Raw genomic sequence first — 17,789 nt, 5'->3', positions numbered from 1 at the left:
CCTCGCCAATTGCGTCCATGGAACATCATTCGAACCCTATCTGTTTTGTTTTCAGGCGACGCATTTGACCAGATCGCGCCTGAGGTCAATTGCGAATGGCTTGCAAAAATGTCAGTAAGAAACCGGGAATACTTTATTTTCCGAGGAGTTATGATGGCAAAATCACGCGGCATCGGGCTAGAATTGCCTTATGTCACTTTTGAGCATATAGGCTCAGCTAAACGCCTCGGCTTTCTGGTTCCTTTCGTATGATTCTTCATTGCGGAAGGCCCGCACTGCCGGGGCGACGTCTTTTGCGCTCCTGAAGGATGCATTGCCCATGTCCCGTCGCCGCCAGATCTACGAAGGCAAGGCCAAAATTCTCTATGAAGGCCCTGAACCCGGTACTTTGATCCAATATTTCAAAGATGATGCAACTGCGTTTAATGCGCAGAAAAAAGGCACCATCAATGGCAAGGGCGTGATCAACAACCGTATTTCGGAGCATGTTTTCACACGTCTTTCGCATATCGGCATCCCGACCCACTTCATCCGCCGCCTCAACATGCGCGAACAATTGGTTCGCCAGTGTGAAATCGTGCCGATTGAAGTGGTGCTGCGCAATGTGGCGGCAGGCTCCATCTGCAAGCGCCTCGGCCTGGAAGAAGGCGATCCCCTGCCGCACACGCTGATCGAATATTACTACAAGGATGATGCTCTGGGCGATCCGCTGATCGCTGAAGAACACATCGCTTGCTTCGGCTGGGCTTCCCCTGAAGAAATGCAGGACATTTCTTCCATGGCAATCCGTATCAACGATTTCATGTCCGGCATGTTCGCCGCGATTGATATTCGTCTGGTGGATTTCAAGCTTGAATTTGGCCGCATCTGGGATGGCGATTTCAGTCGCATCATCCTTGCTGACGAAATCAGCCCCGATGGCTGCCGTCTGTGGGACATGAAGACCGGCGAAAAGCTCGACAAGGATCGCTTCCGTCGTGATCTTGGCGGCGAAGAAGAAGCCTATCAGGAAGTGGCTCGCCGTTTGGGTCTCCTCGAAAATGCCGATGGTGGGCCGGGCGAAGTGCTCGACATGGCGAACCACCGCAGCCGGATGCGCAACACGCCTCCCAAGAAGTAAGATACCGAAACGGGCGCTCTCCAGCGCCCGTTTTGCTATGGGCTCAAGAATTCCTGTGGCTTGCCGGATGCCAGACATTGCCGGTTCACGACTTGGCCCTTAAGCGCTTAAGCTATGAAGTCTTCGGCCCTTACCACCGCGCTTGTTTCCTCCCTCATCGCCCTTGCCGCCTGCAGCCCGCAAAGCCGCATCGCGCCTGTCAGCACACCGCTTGCGCAAAGCGAGACAGTGGTGGCCCCCAAGCCTTCGGCACCGGAATGGGCCTTTGAAGACAGCGACCTTACGGTAGACCCGGATTACCGCTTCGGCGTGTTGCCCAATGGTATGCGCTACATCATTCGCCACAATGCCACACCTGCCGGGCAAGGCATGGTGCAGATGCGGGTTAATTCGGGTTCACTGGCGGAAGATGATTCCGAACGTGGCTACGCCCATTTCATCGAACATATGGCCTTTAATGGCTCCACCCATGTGCCCGAAGGCGAAATGGTGCGGCTACTGGAACGCGAAGGTCTGGCCTTTGGCGCAGATACCAACGCCTCCACCAGTTTCGACTATACGCTCTACAAGCTCGATCTGCCGCGCAATGACCCCAAGCTTCTCGACACCGCTCTGATGCTGATGCGTGAAACCGCGAGCGAGCTGACCTTTAACGAGGATTCGGTCAATCGGGAGCGCGGGGTGGTCTTGTCCGAAAAACGTGTGCGCAACACCTATAGCCTGCGCAATGCGATTGACCGCTTCCATTTCCTCTACCCCAACGCCCGCTTCCCTGAACGGATGCCGATTGGCACCGACGAAACTCTCGACGCCGCCACGGGCGCATCGCTCAAGGCGCTGTGGCACCGGCTATATACGCCCAAGAACACCACGTTGATCGTGGTGGGTGAATTTGATCCGGCGGCAGTGGAACAGGCCATCCAGCAGCATTTCGCCAGTTGGGAAGGCCCCGATGCACCCGCCAAAAAGGCAGTCGGCCCAATTGATCCGGATTATCAGGGCAAGACCGAAATCTATCTCGATCCCAGCCTTCCAGAACGGGTGACCGCATCGCGCAATGGCCCCTGGCTGGATGAGAAGGACACCATCGCCAACCGTCAGAAAAATGTGCTGCGTCAGATCGGCTATGGCATTATCAACCGGCGATTTGTCCGCCTCGCCCGGTCAGACAAACCACCCTTCCGGGGGGCTGGCCTTGGCACCAGCGATGTTTTCAAGGCAGGCCGTACAACCAATCTTGTGGTCGATGCAGACAATGGCAAATGGCGCGGCGCATTGGATGCTGCCATGGGCGAATATCGCCGTGCACTGGCCGATGGCTTTACACAAAGCGAAGTAGATGAACAGGTCGCTGGCCTGCGCACATCACTGGAAAATGCCGTTGGCGGTGCCTCCACCCGGTCAAACGCTTCCTATGTAGCGGCGGCCATTGCTCTCATCGGTGATGACAAGGTTCCAACAACACCTGAAAGCGCGATGGAGCGCTTCAATACGCTTCTGCCTGATATAACGCCTGACAAGGTCATGGCCGCGCTGAAAGAAGAGCTGGTCCCGCTCGACGATCCGCTATTGCGCTTCGAAGGTAAAACCGCACCCAAAGGCGGAGAACGTGCGCTCCGCGAAGCGTGGGACACCGGAATGGCTGAAAAGCTGAAGCGCGAAGCACAGGTAAAGGTTTCAGACTTCGGTTATCAAAACTTCGGCACGCCCGGCACGGTGGTCTCTGACCAGACCGAACCGCTGCTCGGTATACGCAGCTTGCGCTTTAGCAATGGGCTGGTGCTGAACCTCAAGCCAACAGATATTCAGAAAGACCGGGTGATGGTTGAGCTGAATATCGATGGCGGCAAAATGCTCAACACCAAGGAGAATCCGCTGGCAACGGCCATGGCGTCCGTGTTGCCGCTGGGCGGCCTTGGCAAACATAGCTATGATGAATTGCAGTCCATTCTGGCGGGCAAGAGTGTCGGCTTCTCGCTTTCTGCCGACAGCGACACCTTCACCATGGCTTCCACCACCACGCCGCGCGATCTTGACTTGCAACTCCGATTGTTCGCTGCAGGCATTACCGATCCGGGCTATGGCCGTACCGGACAAGCCCATTACCGCCGGAATATCCGCAATTTCTTCGCCCGCCTCACCGCTACACCCAACAATGCGCTGGCCAATGCGCTGGGCGGGATCATTTCAGACAATGATCCGCGGTTTACTCTGCAAAGCGAGGATGCCTATCTGGCACTGACCTTTGACAAATTGCGCAACGACATTGGTGACCGTCTGGCCCATGGTTCGCTGGAACTGGGTGTTGTCGGGGATTTCGACCCCGACCGTGTGATTGACCTCGTCTCCAAAACGCTGGGTGCCCTTCCTGGACGTGAAGCCGAGGAGCGCCCCTATACAGACAACCGCCAGCGCACATTTACGACTGATCTCACGCCCCGGACGATCTATCACGATGGCGCGAGCGATCAGGCCTTGCTGCGGATGACCTGGCCCACGCGCGATAATAAGGATTTTGCCGAGGCCGCCCGCCTGCGCCTGCTCGAACGGGTGATGCGGCTGGAACTTACCGCCAGCCTGCGCGAAGAATTAGGCCAGACCTATTCCCCTGGCGTGAATGCCAGCCAATCCGACATCTATGATGGATATGGTACATTCACCATCGCTGCCTCGCTCGATGTGAAAGATGTTGATGCGGCACGCAGCGCCATGCTTGCCACGATAAATTCGCTGATCGACAAACCAATCGATGCCGATACTCTGCTACGCGCAAGGGCTCCCTTGCTGGAAAGCTATGACAATGCGCTGAAAACCAACGGCGGATGGCTCAGCCTTGTAGATCGCGCGCATAGCGAACCCGACCACATCGAAAGGTTCAAAAAAGGTAAGGCAGAGCTTCAGTCCATCACCGCCAAAGATCTTCAAGAGGTTGCCAAGCGTTATCTTGCACCTGACAAGCGGCTGGAAATCAAAGTTCTGCCCCGCTCGCTCGAACCCGCCCAGCCATAGCATCCAGCCAACAAATTGCCGCCGCGCCCTCTTGCAGCACAAGCCCTGTGCAGGCATAGGCACAGCTCAGCAATTGCTTCTGGCAATACCGCTTTAAAAATCGAAAGATGTGCCGATGAAAGTCCAGATCCATATCAGCCTCAAGCCCGGCGTGCTCGACCCGCAGGGCCGCGCCATTCATCATTCGCTGGAAGGTCTCGGCTTTACCGGGGTGAATGATGTTCGCGCCGGCCGGCTGATCGAACTCGATGTCGCAGACGGTATGAGCGACGGCCAGCTTGACGAGATGTGCCAAAAGCTGCTCGCCAATATGGTGATTGAAAACTACCGGATCGAAAAGCTGGAGAACGCCTGATGGCTTTCCGTTCGGCTGTCATCACATTTCCCGGTTCCAATTGCGATCGGGATATGGCGGTGGCGCTGGAGAATGTCTCCGGCACCGCGCCGATCCGCGTGTGGCATGGCGATGCCGCTCTGCCTGATGGCTTGGATTTCATCGCCCTGCCCGGTGGCTTCTCTTATGGCGATTATCTGCGCTCCGGCGCGATGGCTGCCCGCAGCCCTATCATGCAGGCTGTGGTGGAAGCGGCCGGGCGCGGCGTTCCCGTCCTTGGCGTGTGCAACGGCTTTCAGGTGCTGACCGAAGCACAGCTTCTGCCCGGCGCGCTGATGCGCAATGCTGGCCAGACTTTCATCTGCCGCGAAGTTGCGCTGATAGTTGAAAATGACAGTTCGATCTTCACCGGTGGCTATCGCAAAGGTCAGACGATCCGCATTCCGGTGGCGCATCATGATGGCAATTATTTCGCCTCTGATGACGTGCTGGACCGGCTTGAAGGCGAAGGACAGGTTGCTTTTCGCTATGCGGAAAAATGCAATGGCTCGCGTCGGGATATTGCTGGCGTTCTCAACGAACAAGGCAATGTTCTGGGCATGATGCCACATCCTGAACGCGCCGTGGAAACTATCCACAATGGCACGGATGGACGGGCCTTGTTCGAAAATGCAATCAAGGGCCTCGTTGCAGCCTGATCCTTTTTTCGAAATGATAACGCCAAACAAAAAGGCGGGCCATTTACTTGGTCCGCCTTTTTGTACGCGATGTTTGCGCGTTTATCGGTCGAGCGAGAAAGTGATGGGCACCAGCACCCACGCCTGCCTGGGCTTGCCTGCCTGAGAGGCCGGGACAAAGCGCCATTTCTTCACCGTGGCCAAGGCCGCTTTGTCGAGCCGGTCAAAGCCCGAAGTCTTCTCAACCTTCAGCGTTTCCGCACGGCCATCAGCACTCACCAACACACGAAGGAGCACCACGCCCTGCTCCTTCGCTTTGCGCGAAAGATAGGGGTAGGACGGCCCAGGATTGTTGAGCTGCCCGGCCGAAAAATCAGGCGGCACAATTGGGGCAGGCGCTGGCGGTGATGCTGCGGGCGCCGCCGGTGCGTTCACCGCCACTTGCATCACCGGTAGCTCTGCATTGGCAATCGGCGCGTCCGGAATGGCCGGAACCGGCTTGCTATTATCAAGCTTTATACGCGGTTCCGGCATGACGAGTGGTGTCGCTACAGGTTGCGATTCCATCACCGGCTGGGGGTCATTCTGGGGAGGTGCCGGAGGGGGTTCGCTGATGGAAAATGTCGTAACCTGATCGACCTGCTCACGCTGAGCAGCTTGGTATCGCATCGTCAAAGCCACTGCGATGATGATGAGATGGAAGGCGATGATGCCGGCCAGAACTGGCCAAGAAAAACGATTGCGGTTTTCACCATAGGTGGAGCGTTGATAGCGCGCATCACCTTCAACAACTGCCAGTTTTGGGACAGGCGAACAGCCTTCAGTGAGTGCAACAGCACCCGACTCGCCCCAATTGGCAGGTCTCGCGATGGCCCCCATATCCATGAAGGTCACTTTCGCCTCCCGCGAATGATCTTGCAAGTCAAAATCATTCGCGGGAAACTGTTTCACGAGACCTGTCCTATCCGTCTTAGTAACGCGCCGTGAGGGTTACGAGCGCCTGACGGCCTGCTGCGGGCACTGCAAAATGCGGATTGCGGAGCTTTTGAACATAGCGCTCGTCAGTGACATTGTTCACATTGACGCGAATGCCGAAGTTCTCATTGATCTCATATTCTGCATGGGCATCGAAGCGAACATATCCATCCGCGCTGACCAGATTGGCCGAGTCCGCATAGCGCTTCGACACGCCCGAGCCGCCGCCGCCGATGCTAAATGCAGGCGTTACCTGCCAATCGATCGTACCGGCAAAATTATGCTTGGCTGCTTGCGGTAGATAGTTGCCGGCATTCGCAGGATCATCGCGCAATTTGCTATCGAGATAGGTGTAACCCACCATCATTCGGACAGGGCCGAGAGAACCTGTTGCGCTGACTTCAAAGCCGTCAGTGCGCGCCGAATTGATGACTTCGGTGACTTGGCCTGTTGGATCATTCACCTGGATATTATCGCGATTGACCCGGAATGCAGCGGCCGAAAGCAGCAATGCACGCTCGAACAGTTCGGCCTTCGCGCCAACTTCCCAATTTTCGGTACCCTGTGGTTCATACAATGCGTTGGTGGAGCCGATGTCATCTGAACCTTCGCCCACGCTGTTGCCAGGAGGCGTCTTGGAGTTTGCATAAGAGAAATAGATGCTCGTGGCTTCAGTTGGCTTGAAGATCGCTCCGCCCTGCCATGACCAGAAATCGCTGCTGTTGGAAACATTATAAGGCGTTCCACGACGGCTGCCTTCACCGCTCGCCTTGAAGCTCGTCCAACGAATACCGCCATTCAGCAAAAATTGCGGAACAACCGTAATCGTGTCGAAAGCATAGAGGCTATATTCGGTCGCCTTGGCTGTGCTCGGCGTTGTGCTGCGCGTGATCGTGCCATTCCACGGATCATTGGCATTCGGATTGTTGAGGTCCGTGCAATTGTAATTAGCAAAGCCTTCTACAGCGCAATTGCTGTTGCCGGTATCGACCGAATAATTGGCATTATGGGATTCCGAATTATTATATTCAAAGCCCGTGGCCAGACTATGCGTGATGGAGCCAGTATCGAAAATCGCGCTCAGATTGGTGTTGCTGACAATGCCATATTGATGCGATCCACGGCTTTTAACCCCGCGCCACACCGTGCCATTAGCGACATTGCCCTTGCTGTCATCAGGGTTGGTGACAATATATCTGTTGCGCGTATCGCTATAGCGGGTGGTGTTGGACAAGGTGATCGCATCGGTCACATTGGCTTCAAATCTGGCCGTGAAGGCATCCACATTGGTTTTCTGAAAATCGCGCGATTTCAGGCCGTAGAAATTGTCATAATCAACATCAGCAGGCTTACGCACGCCGCCGGGCAGTTGATCACGTGAAGTCAGCGGAATACCGTAATCCGGCATCTGATCACCTTGGAGATGATAATAATCCAGTGTCAGCTTGACCGGACCATTGAGCCCCCAGGTCACCGATGGATTGATACCCCAGCGATCATCATACACATTGTCACGACCCGCTACGTTGGCATCGTGATACATCGCCACCATGCGCACAGCCACGTCTTCATTCACCTGCTGGTTCACATCACCAACCAGCCGGATGAGGTCGGACGTCCCGCCTGTGACGGAAACAGAGCCAAAGTCACCTTCACGGGCAGCCTTTGACACAAGGTTAATCACCCCGCCTGCCGCGCCACGCCCACCAAACGCTGTGCTAGGTCCCTTCGAGACTTCAACCGATTCCAGCGCAAACACTTCACGGCTCTGCGAACCGACATCGCGCACACCATCCACGAAGACATCACCCGTAGCATCCACGCCGCGGATCAGCGGAATGTCTGCACTGGCCGTGCCGCCCTCACCTGCACCCAGCGTAATGCCCGGAACATTGCGCAGGGCATCTGCGAGGGAGAAGGATGCGCTGTCCTGAAGGACTTCCTCGGTGATCACATTCACCGTGCGCGGTGTATCCAACAGTGCAGCGGTTGTTTTAGGGGAAGAGAGTTCCTCGACCTTGTAGCCATCTTCGACCACCGAATCCGTGACTGTGACGCCCTGTAACCGGGTCGGCTCCTGATCCTGTGCTATCGCCGGTGCGGTAGCGATAAAGCCAACACATCCCAGTGCGACAAAACTGGCAGCGCCACGGTGGATGGACTTCGAACGACTGGAACTCATATTTCCCCCTGCTTGTTAGCATTGCGATATGCAGAGGCTATTAATATTCATTCGCATCATGTCAACACTAATGCGAATGATTTGCGATTGAGCCTAAGCGTCGGCCCACCGCCGCATCAAATTGTGGTAGAGATTGGTCAATTCCATCACCACGCCTTCAGTCGCTCCGCGCTCTTCGCTCAAGGTCCGAATGCTTCGGTCAAGGCGATAAAGCTTCTCCCGATCACCATCATCACGCACCATGCTTTGCAGCCAGAAGAAGCATGACGTGCGCGCGCCCTTCGTCACCGGAGTCACCCGATGCAGGCTGGAACTGGGGTAAAGCACCATGTCGCCGGCAGCGAGCTTGACGCGATGTTCGCCAAACAGGTCCTCAACGATCAGCTCCCCACCCTCATAGTCCTCCGGCTGTTCAAGAAAGAGGGTGCAGGACAGATCGCTGCGAATACGGAAATCGGTGCCCGCTAGGCGGCGAATACTGTTATCGACGTGAAAGCCGAATTCATCCCCGCCCGAATAGCGATTGAAGAGCGGCGGGAAGACTTTGAGCGGCAACGCAGCAGCGACAAATTCAGGTGCCCTGCCCAATGCATCGAGCACCAAACGGCCCGCCTCAGCCGCTTCATCGCAGCCCTGCCGCAATTGTTCATTGCGTTTGGTCAGGCGCGATTGATGTCCGGATGTCTCATTGCCATCCACCCAGGGGCCCGCATCAATGATACGCCTCACTTTGGCGATACCCTCTGCATCAAGCACCTGTTTAATCTTCAACATCATCGCGCTACATTCCTTATCATTCGCGCCACTTTAGCCAGGCTGCACTGGTATGGATTTGATCATCCGCAACGATCCTTGCCGGAATGCCGAACATGTCGGCAAAGGTGATGCCTTCAGTCGGGCCTTTCACCAAAATGGCTGTGGCCAAGGCATCAGCCTGCATGCAACCGTGATGCAGCACCGTCACCGATAAGACATCATCCCCCAGCGGCCACCCGCTCACAGGGTCAAAGCTGTGCGACCATGAATGGCCTTCCGCGGTGCGGCGTCTGTAATAATTTCCCGATGTCGCCACTGCCCAGCCACTCAAGGCAATTCTTGCCACAGGTGCTTCGCTATCTGGCGGAACATCGCAATCTACCCACCACGGCATTCCGTCCGACTGAACGCCGATTGCGCGGAGTTCACCGCCCACTTCCAGCAAGGCATGGTGGATGCCGAGACGCTGCAGGGCCGCGATACCCATATCGACCGCGAATCCCTTGGCAATGCCGGAAAAATCCAGCCTAATCCCGCCGGGCTGGATCAATGGCTCACCGAAAGCAGGCATGGTCAGCGCATATCTATCGCGCCGTTCCATTGCATCAGCCAAAGCTCCATCCGGCATAAGCTCAGGATCAGGCCCGGTTCCAAAGCCCCATAGCTCGCTCACCGCACCAAGCGTTGGATCGAACGACCAGCCACTCACCCGCGCAATCTGGAGCGCACAATCGAGCACAATATGAAATTGCGGCGATATCACATGCGTACTTCCCGGAGCGCCGCGATTATAGCGGCTCAATTCGGAATCGGGCTCCCACTGGCTCATCTGCGCGATGACGCTGGCAAACACAGCGCCTAATGCCGCAGCGATATCCTGATCTGATATAGTGGGAGGAGCAACCGCACTCAGCCGCCATTCCGTACCCATGGTTTCACCGCCGAGCGACACACTCCGCCCTCCGAAAAGAGGGCGAAGCGTATCGGCATCATTATGCGGTGGAATGAGCAATTCACCCACTTCGCCGCCATTCTCGGGCATCGGTTCCGCCATTAAAGTGGCAGAAATTCCAGTACTGCTGAATAGCTGGCCCGCCAGCCCGGTTCAGATGCACCAGCCCCTTCACCGCGAGCACTGGCTTCGAGGAAATACATGCCCGCTTCAGGTGCCTCCAGCGTGACAAGACCGTCCTTATCGGTGGTTAAATTCTGCACACCCGCTTCATTGCGATAGCGTGTGCCGCCTTCAACGAATTCAATCTTGAGGTCAGCCGCGGGCTTGCCATTGAGCATAAAGCGCATCTGCGCCGGCTCTGTCGCCACCAGATCGTTGGGATGAGTCACCGGGACCATTTCCAAACCTTCGCCGGTGGGGGCGAGAGCCGTGTCATTGGGCGCGCCAAGCGTCACAAAAGTTTCAGTACGGCTATTGCTGCGAGTAAGCTTGAGATTTTGTGCGCCCTTTGGGATCTGGCTGACTTGATCTGCACTTCCGCGCCAACGTTTGCGCTCTCCATTCAGCTCATAAAAGCCCATCATCCCGCTATTTGCGCTGGCAATCCGATAGGTGCCCTGTTTGGTGAGCGGAACATCGAACACGCTGCGATATTTGCCAGTCCCGATGATCGATGGTGCAACAGGTTCACCATCCGGGCCGGTGATGGCCAGATGATCAAGGCCCATCGCGTGGTGTTCAAACACAAACAATTCGTTGGAAATCGCCGCATCGACGCTCACCGTTTCGCTGTCACCAGCCAGAACCGTCATCGAAGGCAGCATCCATGCCCGGTGCGCCTGTGCCTGCGAGGGCATAAGGCCGGCAAGGCCGAGTACCGCGCCAATGGCGAGCAGTTTGGGTTTGGCAAACATTTTAGTGATCCCTCCGTTTTAACGTGTCATTTCAAGGCTTGGTGGTCAGTCGCACTGTACCAAGCTCTTTGGAGCCACTGGCAGATGCGACCTTCGTGCCCTTGGGTGGCCATTGGAACGGCACGGAAACGAGTTCGCGCCCGCCCACTTCACGTGCGGCCTCCACTTGCAATTTGTAAGAACCGGTTGGCAGTTTGCCGAGCGGCCTGGAGCCCTCAGCAAATTTCAAATCATATTTGCCCGGCCCCTGCGTTGGCCCTGTTACGCCGCTCACCGGCATCTTCAACGAACGGCCCGAACGCCGCCACCATGTCCGCAGGTCGGGCAGCCACTTCTTGCCCTCATCCTTGCGCATATCCCCGTCATACCAGACATCAAGATTGGCAACGGTTTTGCCACTGCTATCCTCGATCCACATTGCCACATAGGGCTTGTGATATTCCGCCACATTCTGACGCGGAATTTCGAGATTAACGACCATGTCATTGGCCATGGCAGGCGTTGCGATCAAGCCGCTGGCGGCAAAGACGACAGATATGCGCATAAAACTAACTTTCAGGCTCAATGCATCATAAAGATGAGAAGGAAGAGCGGGATCAAAACCCCCGCCCCCACGATCGGCCATGTTGACCGGCGGCGCTTCGAATGGATTTGCAGCAACAGCAATCCGGTAAGGCAAAAGACAATGCAGGCAGCGGCAAAAATATCGATGAACCAAGACCATGCAGCGCCAGTATCACGTCCTTTGTGAAGATCATTGAGATAGGCAATCCATCCGCGATCCGTGTTTTCATAAACCACTTCGCCGCTGGTTCGATTGATCGAAACCCAGCCATCACCACCCGCTTTGGGGAGAGGGATATAAAGCTCCGTATCGCTCCATTCAGGCGCACGGGCATTGATGTTGATATGGAGTTCTTTCACCAGCCAATCGCTTACCGCTTTGGGGGGGGCAACATCACTATTTGCATCAGCAGGGACAGCTTCCAATGTCCGCAAAACACTGGCCGGCAGAACATCCTCATGCGTTGTGATGATCGGCGATCCTTCAATGGAGGCCGCATGGTTCAGCGTGATGCCGGTGAAAGCAAACAGCACCATGCCCACCAGCGCAATCGCGCTGCTCATCCAGTGCCAGGTATGAAACTGCTTTTTCCAAAACGCAGACTTACCCGGCTTCCGACGCTTTGACGAAGCCCTGGACGCTGGTTGATTCAATTCACCGCTCATCGCGATTGTGTCGGACTGGGGCTTCATCTGCACATTTTGTTGAGTTTCAAGAATGTGCGACTTTTGGCTTAGTTGCAATTAAAGATCAATAGCAGAAGTTATCCAGAGGGGCGCTTGACTCCCGGTTCAATTCAAGTCAGCCTGTAAATGATATTCATTCTCATTAGCTTGTAATATATCAGGAGAAGACCTTATGTCTGCGATGCCTTTCACCGATGACATGCCACAAAAAATGGGCTGCATGGAACGGCTCGGCAAAGCAGACGGGATGTGTCACCACGCCCTTCCTGCTTGCGCGGGCCTTGCTCTGGCCCTGCGCAGCCTCGGCCATGCACCTTTGCTTGCTATTACCAAACGGGCAAATGAACCAGCCTAGGGTCGCCGCCTTGGCATAGCTATTTCGCATATATACCATTCGATTGACTTGCCGGCCGCAGACGCCTAGCGCGCTTTTCAGCATCAAGAGTCGGGCCGACGCCTGACACCAACCTGCTCCCGGGCAAGGTGGTGCCTCCATATTGGAGGGATGTGGCCAGACCGGCAACAAACGGGATGAAACGCCACGCGTCGACCAGAGTTCTTGTGATATAACAGGAATTACCGAGGTATGGACGTGACACAACACAGCCAACAATTCGCCAGTGACAATTATGCCGGCATTTGCCCTGAAGCATGGGCTGCAATGGACGAAGCCAACCGTGGCTCGGCTGTTGCCTATGGCGAAGACATCTGGACACAACGCGCAGCAGACCGCTTCCGCAGCCTGTTTGACAGCAATTGCGAAGTCTTCTTTGCCTTCAACGGAACCGCAGCCAACTCCATGGCTCTGGCATCACTTTGCCAATCCTACCAGAGTGTTATTTGCTCTTCCTCTGCCCATGTTGAAACCGATGAATGTGGCGCACCGGAGTTCTTTTCCAACGGCGCGAAGCTGCTGGTAGCCCCATCAGACGATGGTAAGCTAACCCCGGACATGGTGCGCGCCCTTGCCACAAGTCGTTCAGACATTCACTTTCCGCAGGCCCGTGTTGTCACCATCACCCAGCCTACCGAAACCGGGCAGGTTTATTCGATAGAGGATATCAAAGCCCTTTCCGCGGCGTGTCACGAGCTCAATTTGAAGCTCCACATGGACGGCGCACGTTTCGCCCATGCCTGTGCCACTCTGGGGTGCTCACCTGCCGACATTACATGGAAAGCGGGCGTAGATGTCCTGTGCTTTGGTGGCACCAAAAACGGCATGGCCGTGGGCGAAGCAATATTGTTCTTCGACTCCGCTATGGCTGAAGGGTTTGACTATCGCTGCAAACAGGCCGGGCAATTGGCCTCAAAAATGCGCTTCCTCGCCGCGCCATGGATCGGGATGCTGGAAAGCGGCGCTTGGCTGCGCAATGCGCAACATGCCAATGGCTGCGCACTGCAACTCGCACAAAAGGTTGAAAACCTGCCCGGTGTGGAACTGCTGTTCCCAGTGCAATCCAACGCGGTCTTTCTGAAAGCCCCGGACAGCATTCTCGACAATTTGCGGGACAGAGGGTGGCGCTTTTATACCTTCATTGGCGGCGGTGCGCGTTTCATGTTCGCATGGGACACAAACCCGGACGTGGTCGATGAACTGGCCGAGGATATCCGTGCCGCAGCGCTGGGCTGAACGTTGTCAGAAAGGGGGCCTCACTAAAGGCCCCCTATTCGATAGTTATTCAACCGTAACGCTTTTGGCCAAATTGCGTGGCTGATCAACATCGGTGCCTTTGACGCAGGCTGTGTGATAGGCGAGCAATTGCACCGGTACAGCATAGACCAATGGCGCGATAAGCGGGTGCACCTTGGGCATCTCAATCGTGGCCATGCAGCCCTCGCCTGCCTCTTCCAGTCCTTGCGCGTCTGAGATCAGAACGATCTGCCCACCACGTGCCCGCACTTCCTGCATGTTGGAAACGGTCTTTTCAAACAATGGGCCTGATGGGGCAAGCACAATCACCGGCACAGCTTCGTCGATCAGCGCGATTGGCCCGTGCTTCATTTCGCCAGCGGCATAGCCTTCTGCGTGAATATAGCTGATTTCCTTCAGCTTCAGCGCACCTTCCAGGGCCAGTGGAAAATCTGGACCTCGACCGAGATAGAGCACATCACGCGCTGGCGCGATCAGATGGGCCATCGCCGCGATTTCATCGTCATGTTGCAAAGCTCCATTAAGGCAGGCAGGTGCTTCGAGCAGATAGCGAACGATCTCAGCTTCTTCCGCCGCATCGATCCGCCCCTTACGCGCGGCAAAATGCGCAGCAAGAGCGGCTAGAACGGCGAGCTGGCAGGTAAACGCCTTGGTGGATGCCACACCGATTTCAGGTCCTGCATGGGTCGGCAAAAGAAGGTCTGCTTCACGTGCCATGGAACTGGTCGGCACATTAACGACCACCGCAATGGTTTGCCCTTCTGCCTTGCAGTGGCGCAGCGCTGCCAGCGTATCGGCGGTTTCCCCACTCTGCGAAATGAACAGCGCAAGGCCACCCTTTTCCAGCACGGGTTCGCGGTAACGAAACTCACTGGCAAAATCGATGTCTACCGGCACGCGGGCGAATTGTTCGAACCAGTATTTCGCCACCATCCCAGCATAATAGCTCGTGCCGCAAGCCACGATCGTCACGCGATTGATCGCCGAAATATCGAAATCGATCTGCGGCAGAGCCACTTTCTGTTCAAGCGGGCGAACATAGGAACTCAGCGTCTGCGCCACTACAGTTGGTTGTTCGAAAATCTCTTTCTGCATGAAGTGGCGATAATTGCCCTTCTCAATCGCCACCGCAGAAGCGCCGGAAATCGTGATCTCCCGCTCCACCAACTGATTGTCTGCGTCATAAATCGTCGCGCCATCGCGCGTGATGACGACCCAGTCACCTTCTTCAAGATAGGAAATTTTCTGCGTGAGAGGGGCAAGCGCCAGCGCATCGGAGCCGAGGAACGTCTCCCCTTCACCATAGCCAACCACCAGAGGAGAGCCGAGCCTTGCACCGATCAGCAAATCTGGATGCTGACGAAAGGCAATCGCCAGGGCAAAAGCGCCGCGCAATTGTGGCAGCACAGCTTTCACCGCATCCTGCGGCGATTTCCCTGCCTCTACTTGTTCAGAGACCAGATGCGCGACGACTTCTGTGTCGGTCTCACTTTCAAAGACCCGCCCACGCGCTTCCAATTCCTGCCGTAGACTGCGGAAGTTTTCGATAATGCCATTATGCACCAGCGCCACTTCGCCTGTGGCATGAGGGTGGGCATTGTTCTGTGTCGGCGCGCCATGGGTTGCCCAACGCGTATGGGCAATGCCTGAGGTGCCGGACGCAGGGTTGGCCGCAACTTCTGTCACCAGATTGGCAAGCTTGCCTTGCGCGCGGCGGCGAACCAACTGCCCATCATGCAGAGTGCAGATACCAGCACTGTCATAGCCGCGATATTCCATCCGGCGCAGGCCATCCACAAGCCGGTCAGCGACCGGCTGCGTCCCGACAATACCGATAATTCCGCACATGGACTTACTTTCTCAATTAAAACCGAAGACGATAAAAGGCCAATTAATACGCAAGGGCGAATTCTGCCCGCGCGTTAATCATGATAGAAAAATGCCTCATTATCATTGCCGAGATATTTTGTGGTAAGGTTGACATCAACCGGCTTAGATACCTGCCCGTCACAAGAGTAATTAGCCTTCACCTTGCCATTCTCGACCACCATGACACCGTCAGTTATTGCCGGATCGTTAGGTTCACCCGCTTTAAAATTGGTCCGCACGACACGGCTGTAGACGATGTAGCGCGCTGCCCCACGGGCAAAGCTCAACTGGGCTTCACCACCGCCTGAATAAGGCACCGAGGCAAAGGTCAGCTTCCCATCATCACTCTTCTGAGGCCAGCTCAGTTCAGGCTCAGCATCCGGTTTGCCGTAGCGATATTGAACAAGGCCTTGGCCAGCACCCTCACCCGTTTTGCAGACAGCCACTGCCCGGCCATTTTTAAGCGAACAGGTGAACAAAGCCTCTTCACCTTGCGCGCATTTACCGCCCCATGCCTTACTTTCATCTGGCGTGCTGGCAGCCACTGGAGATGCCTCGGCCTCCGCTGAGGGCGTAGTTGTAGGGGCGGCGCTCTCAGCACCAGCGGGCGCTTTGCTCTGCCCACTGTCTTCTGATTTGGAACAACCGGCCAACAGGCAGGTCGTCAGCATCATTCCGGTCGCTATACGCATCACTTGCCGCCCGCTTTCTTCTTTTTCATCGCATCATGGAAACGATCAGCCCAACCCGGCTTCACCAATTGATCGGCCCGAACAAGGCGGAGTTCACCCTCGCCCACATCGCGGCTGACAGCACTTCCTGCTGCAACAATCGCGTCCGCACCGATATTCACCGGCGCGATCAGCGCGCTGTTGGAGCCGATAAAGGCGCGTGCGCCGATGCGTGTCTTATGTTTGAAATAGCCGTCATAATTACATGTGATGGTGCCGGCACCGATATTGGCCTGCGCGCCAACGGTGGCATCACCAAGATAAGTGAGGTGATTGGCCTTCGCCCCCTTGCCGAGCGTGGTTTTCTTCATCTCAACAAAATTGCCGACTTTCGCGCCTTCTTCCAGCACCGATCCGGGCCGCAAACGGGCATAGGGGCCGATTTCAACACCTTCCGCCAGATGAGCCCCCTCCAGATGTGAGAAGGCATGAATAGTCACATTATCTTCCACTACAACGCCGGGGCCAAAGATGACATTTGGCTCCACCAGCACATCGCGGCCCAGTTTCGTATCCCATGAGAAGAACACGGTTTCCGGTGCGGTCAGCGTGACACCATCGGCCATCGCCTGAAGGCGCCGTGTGTGCTGCCAGCGCGCTTCTGCGGCAGCCAGTTCAGCGCGGGAATTGATGCCTGCCACTTCGTCCGGATTGTCAGTGGAAATAACGGCGCAATAGCGACCCTCATCATTCGCCACATTGACGATATCGACGAGATAATACTCCCCTTGCGAATTGGCATTATCGACCTTGGAAAGAAGGTCAAACAAGGCTTCACCGCGTACTGCCATCAGGCCTGAATTGCACAGAGTGCAGGCCTTTTCTGCATCGCTAGCATCTTTGAATTCAACCATTTTGGCGATTTTGCCATTCTCGGCAATCACCCGGCCATATTGCAGCCCGTCCTTCGGCTCAAAACCCAATACAACAACGTCGGGCTCATTCTCTCCGTGCAGCCGCTCAATCATCGCGCGCATCGTTTCCGGGCGCACAAAAGGCACATCGCCGTAGAGAATCAGAACATCCCCGGTGAAACCGGCAAGCGCGCTCTGCGCCTGCTGCACCGCATGGCCCGTGCCCAGTTGTGGCTCCTGAAGCGCTAGCTCCGCGCGGCCATCAAGCTGCGTTTCGAGCTGATCGCGCCCATCGCCCACGATGACCACCATACGTTCAGGCTGAAGCTCACCGACCGCCTCAATCAAATGCTCCACCATCGGCCTTCCGGCGATGGGATGCAGCACCTTATGGCGCTGGCTTTTCATTCGGGTGCCCTTACCTGCAGCAAGGATAATGGCGGCAATCGGTCGCGCTGATGTTGTCATAAAGCAAGCCATGCCATCATTTCATTGCGGTTTCCATATGGCT

16 protein-coding genes and 1 riboswitch are annotated in these 17,789 nt (G+C 56.0%); of the genes, 6 read left to right on the top strand and 10 right to left on the bottom strand.

Annotation, left to right across the window (positions count from 1 at the left end; genetic code table 11):
- Positions 1-319 precede the first annotated feature (319 nt).
- The 4 genes from purC to purQ all read left to right on the top strand — a co-directional run bounded on the left by purC (position 320) and on the right by purQ (position 5,161).
- Positions 320-1,120, top strand: a complete 801-nt coding sequence (gene purC / locus GRI39_RS03190) for a phosphoribosylaminoimidazolesuccinocarboxamide synthase (RefSeq protein ID WP_160738220.1) — start codon at positions 320-322, stop codon at positions 1,118-1,120.
- 114 nt (positions 1,121-1,234) lie between these two features.
- On the top strand, positions 1,235-4,129 hold the full coding sequence (locus tag GRI39_RS03185; RefSeq protein ID WP_160738219.1) for a M16 family metallopeptidase: 2,895 nt from the start codon (positions 1,235-1,237) through the stop codon (positions 4,127-4,129).
- A gap of 115 nt (positions 4,130-4,244) precedes the next feature.
- Positions 4,245-4,484, top strand: coding sequence for a phosphoribosylformylglycinamidine synthase subunit PurS (purS, locus tag GRI39_RS03180; protein ID WP_160738218.1), 240 nt, complete (start codon positions 4,245-4,247; stop codon positions 4,482-4,484).
- Positions 4,484-5,161, top strand: coding sequence for a phosphoribosylformylglycinamidine synthase subunit PurQ (gene purQ, locus GRI39_RS03175; RefSeq protein WP_160738217.1), 678 nt, complete (start codon positions 4,484-4,486; stop codon positions 5,159-5,161). The genes purS and purQ overlap by 1 nt, the downstream gene beginning before the upstream one ends.
- An 81-nt stretch (positions 5,162-5,242) precedes the next feature.
- On the opposite strand, the gene GRI39_RS14755 is transcribed toward purQ, so the two are convergent.
- The 7 genes from GRI39_RS14755 to GRI39_RS03140 form a co-directional block, all read right to left on the bottom strand.
- The gene (locus GRI39_RS14755; RefSeq protein ID WP_343033279.1) at positions 5,243-6,091 is read right to left on the bottom strand and encodes an energy transducer TonB; all 849 of its coding nucleotides are present in this window, start codon (positions 6,089-6,091) and stop codon (positions 5,243-5,245) included.
- A gap of 19 nt (positions 6,092-6,110) precedes the next feature.
- Complete coding sequence (locus tag GRI39_RS03165; RefSeq protein ID WP_160738216.1) at positions 6,111-8,297, bottom strand: TonB-dependent receptor; 2,187 nt, start codon at positions 8,295-8,297, stop codon at positions 6,111-6,113.
- Between the two features lie 93 nt (positions 8,298-8,390).
- On the bottom strand, positions 8,391-9,074 hold the full coding sequence (locus GRI39_RS03160) for a Fe2+-dependent dioxygenase (protein WP_160738215.1): 684 nt from the start codon (positions 9,072-9,074) through the stop codon (positions 8,391-8,393).
- A 16-nt stretch (positions 9,075-9,090) separates the two neighbouring features.
- Complete coding sequence (locus tag GRI39_RS03155) at positions 9,091-10,095, bottom strand: FAD:protein FMN transferase (protein ID WP_160738214.1); 1,005 nt, start codon at positions 10,093-10,095, stop codon at positions 9,091-9,093.
- Positions 10,096-10,106: 11 nt separating this feature from the next.
- Positions 10,107-10,922: a DUF4198 domain-containing protein gene (locus GRI39_RS03150; protein WP_160738213.1), complete on the bottom strand. Its 816-nt coding sequence runs from the start codon at positions 10,920-10,922 to the stop codon at positions 10,107-10,109.
- 31 nt (positions 10,923-10,953) lie between these two features.
- A complete protein-coding gene (locus GRI39_RS03145) occupies positions 10,954-11,466 on the bottom strand; it encodes a DUF2271 domain-containing protein (RefSeq protein ID WP_160738212.1) in 513 nt (170 codons plus the stop codon).
- A gap of 17 nt (positions 11,467-11,483) precedes the next feature.
- On the bottom strand, positions 11,484-12,140 hold the full coding sequence (locus tag GRI39_RS03140) for a PepSY-associated TM helix domain-containing protein (protein WP_425482323.1): 657 nt from the start codon (positions 12,138-12,140) through the stop codon (positions 11,484-11,486).
- A 205-nt stretch (positions 12,141-12,345) separates the two neighbouring features.
- On the opposite strand from GRI39_RS03140, the gene GRI39_RS03135 reads away from it, so the two are divergent.
- Both GRI39_RS03135 and GRI39_RS03130 read left to right on the top strand, forming a co-directional pair.
- Positions 12,346-12,528 carry a hypothetical protein gene (locus tag GRI39_RS03135; protein ID WP_160738211.1) on the top strand — a complete coding sequence of 61 codons (183 nt, stop codon included), beginning with the start codon at positions 12,346-12,348 and terminating at the stop codon, positions 12,526-12,528.
- Between the two features lie 75 nt (positions 12,529-12,603).
- Positions 12,604-12,710: riboswitch (SAM-I-IV-variant riboswitch) on the top strand.
- Between the two features lie 49 nt (positions 12,711-12,759).
- The gene (locus GRI39_RS03130) at positions 12,760-13,803 is read left to right on the top strand and encodes a threonine aldolase family protein (RefSeq protein ID WP_211371408.1); all 1,044 of its coding nucleotides are present in this window, start codon (positions 12,760-12,762) and stop codon (positions 13,801-13,803) included.
- Positions 13,804-13,848: 45 nt separating this feature from the next.
- Here the strand turns inward: GRI39_RS03130 and glmS are convergent, their stop codons facing one another.
- The 3 genes from glmS to glmU all read right to left on the bottom strand — a co-directional run bounded on the left by glmS (position 13,849) and on the right by glmU (position 17,746).
- Entirely contained in the window at positions 13,849-15,672 is a 1,824-nt protein-coding gene (glmS, locus tag GRI39_RS03125) for a glutamine--fructose-6-phosphate transaminase (isomerizing) (protein ID WP_160738210.1), read from the bottom strand.
- Between the two features lie 74 nt (positions 15,673-15,746).
- Entirely contained in the window at positions 15,747-16,385 is a 639-nt protein-coding gene (locus GRI39_RS03120) for a hypothetical protein (RefSeq protein ID WP_160738209.1), read from the bottom strand.
- A complete protein-coding gene (gene glmU / locus GRI39_RS03115; RefSeq protein ID WP_160738208.1) occupies positions 16,385-17,746 on the bottom strand; it encodes a bifunctional UDP-N-acetylglucosamine diphosphorylase/glucosamine-1-phosphate N-acetyltransferase GlmU in 1,362 nt (453 codons plus the stop codon). Before glmU ends, GRI39_RS03120 begins: the two co-directional genes overlap by 1 nt.
- Positions 17,747-17,789: the final 43 nt, after the last annotated feature.

The sequence above is a fragment of the Altericroceibacterium indicum genome (assembly GCF_009828105.1).
In the GTDB taxonomy this organism is placed as follows: Bacteria; Pseudomonadota; Alphaproteobacteria; order Sphingomonadales; family Sphingomonadaceae; genus Altericroceibacterium; species Altericroceibacterium indicum.
The sequence above is the reverse complement of the archived record's forward strand: the minus strand, read 5'-3'. Positions and strand labels throughout refer to the sequence as shown.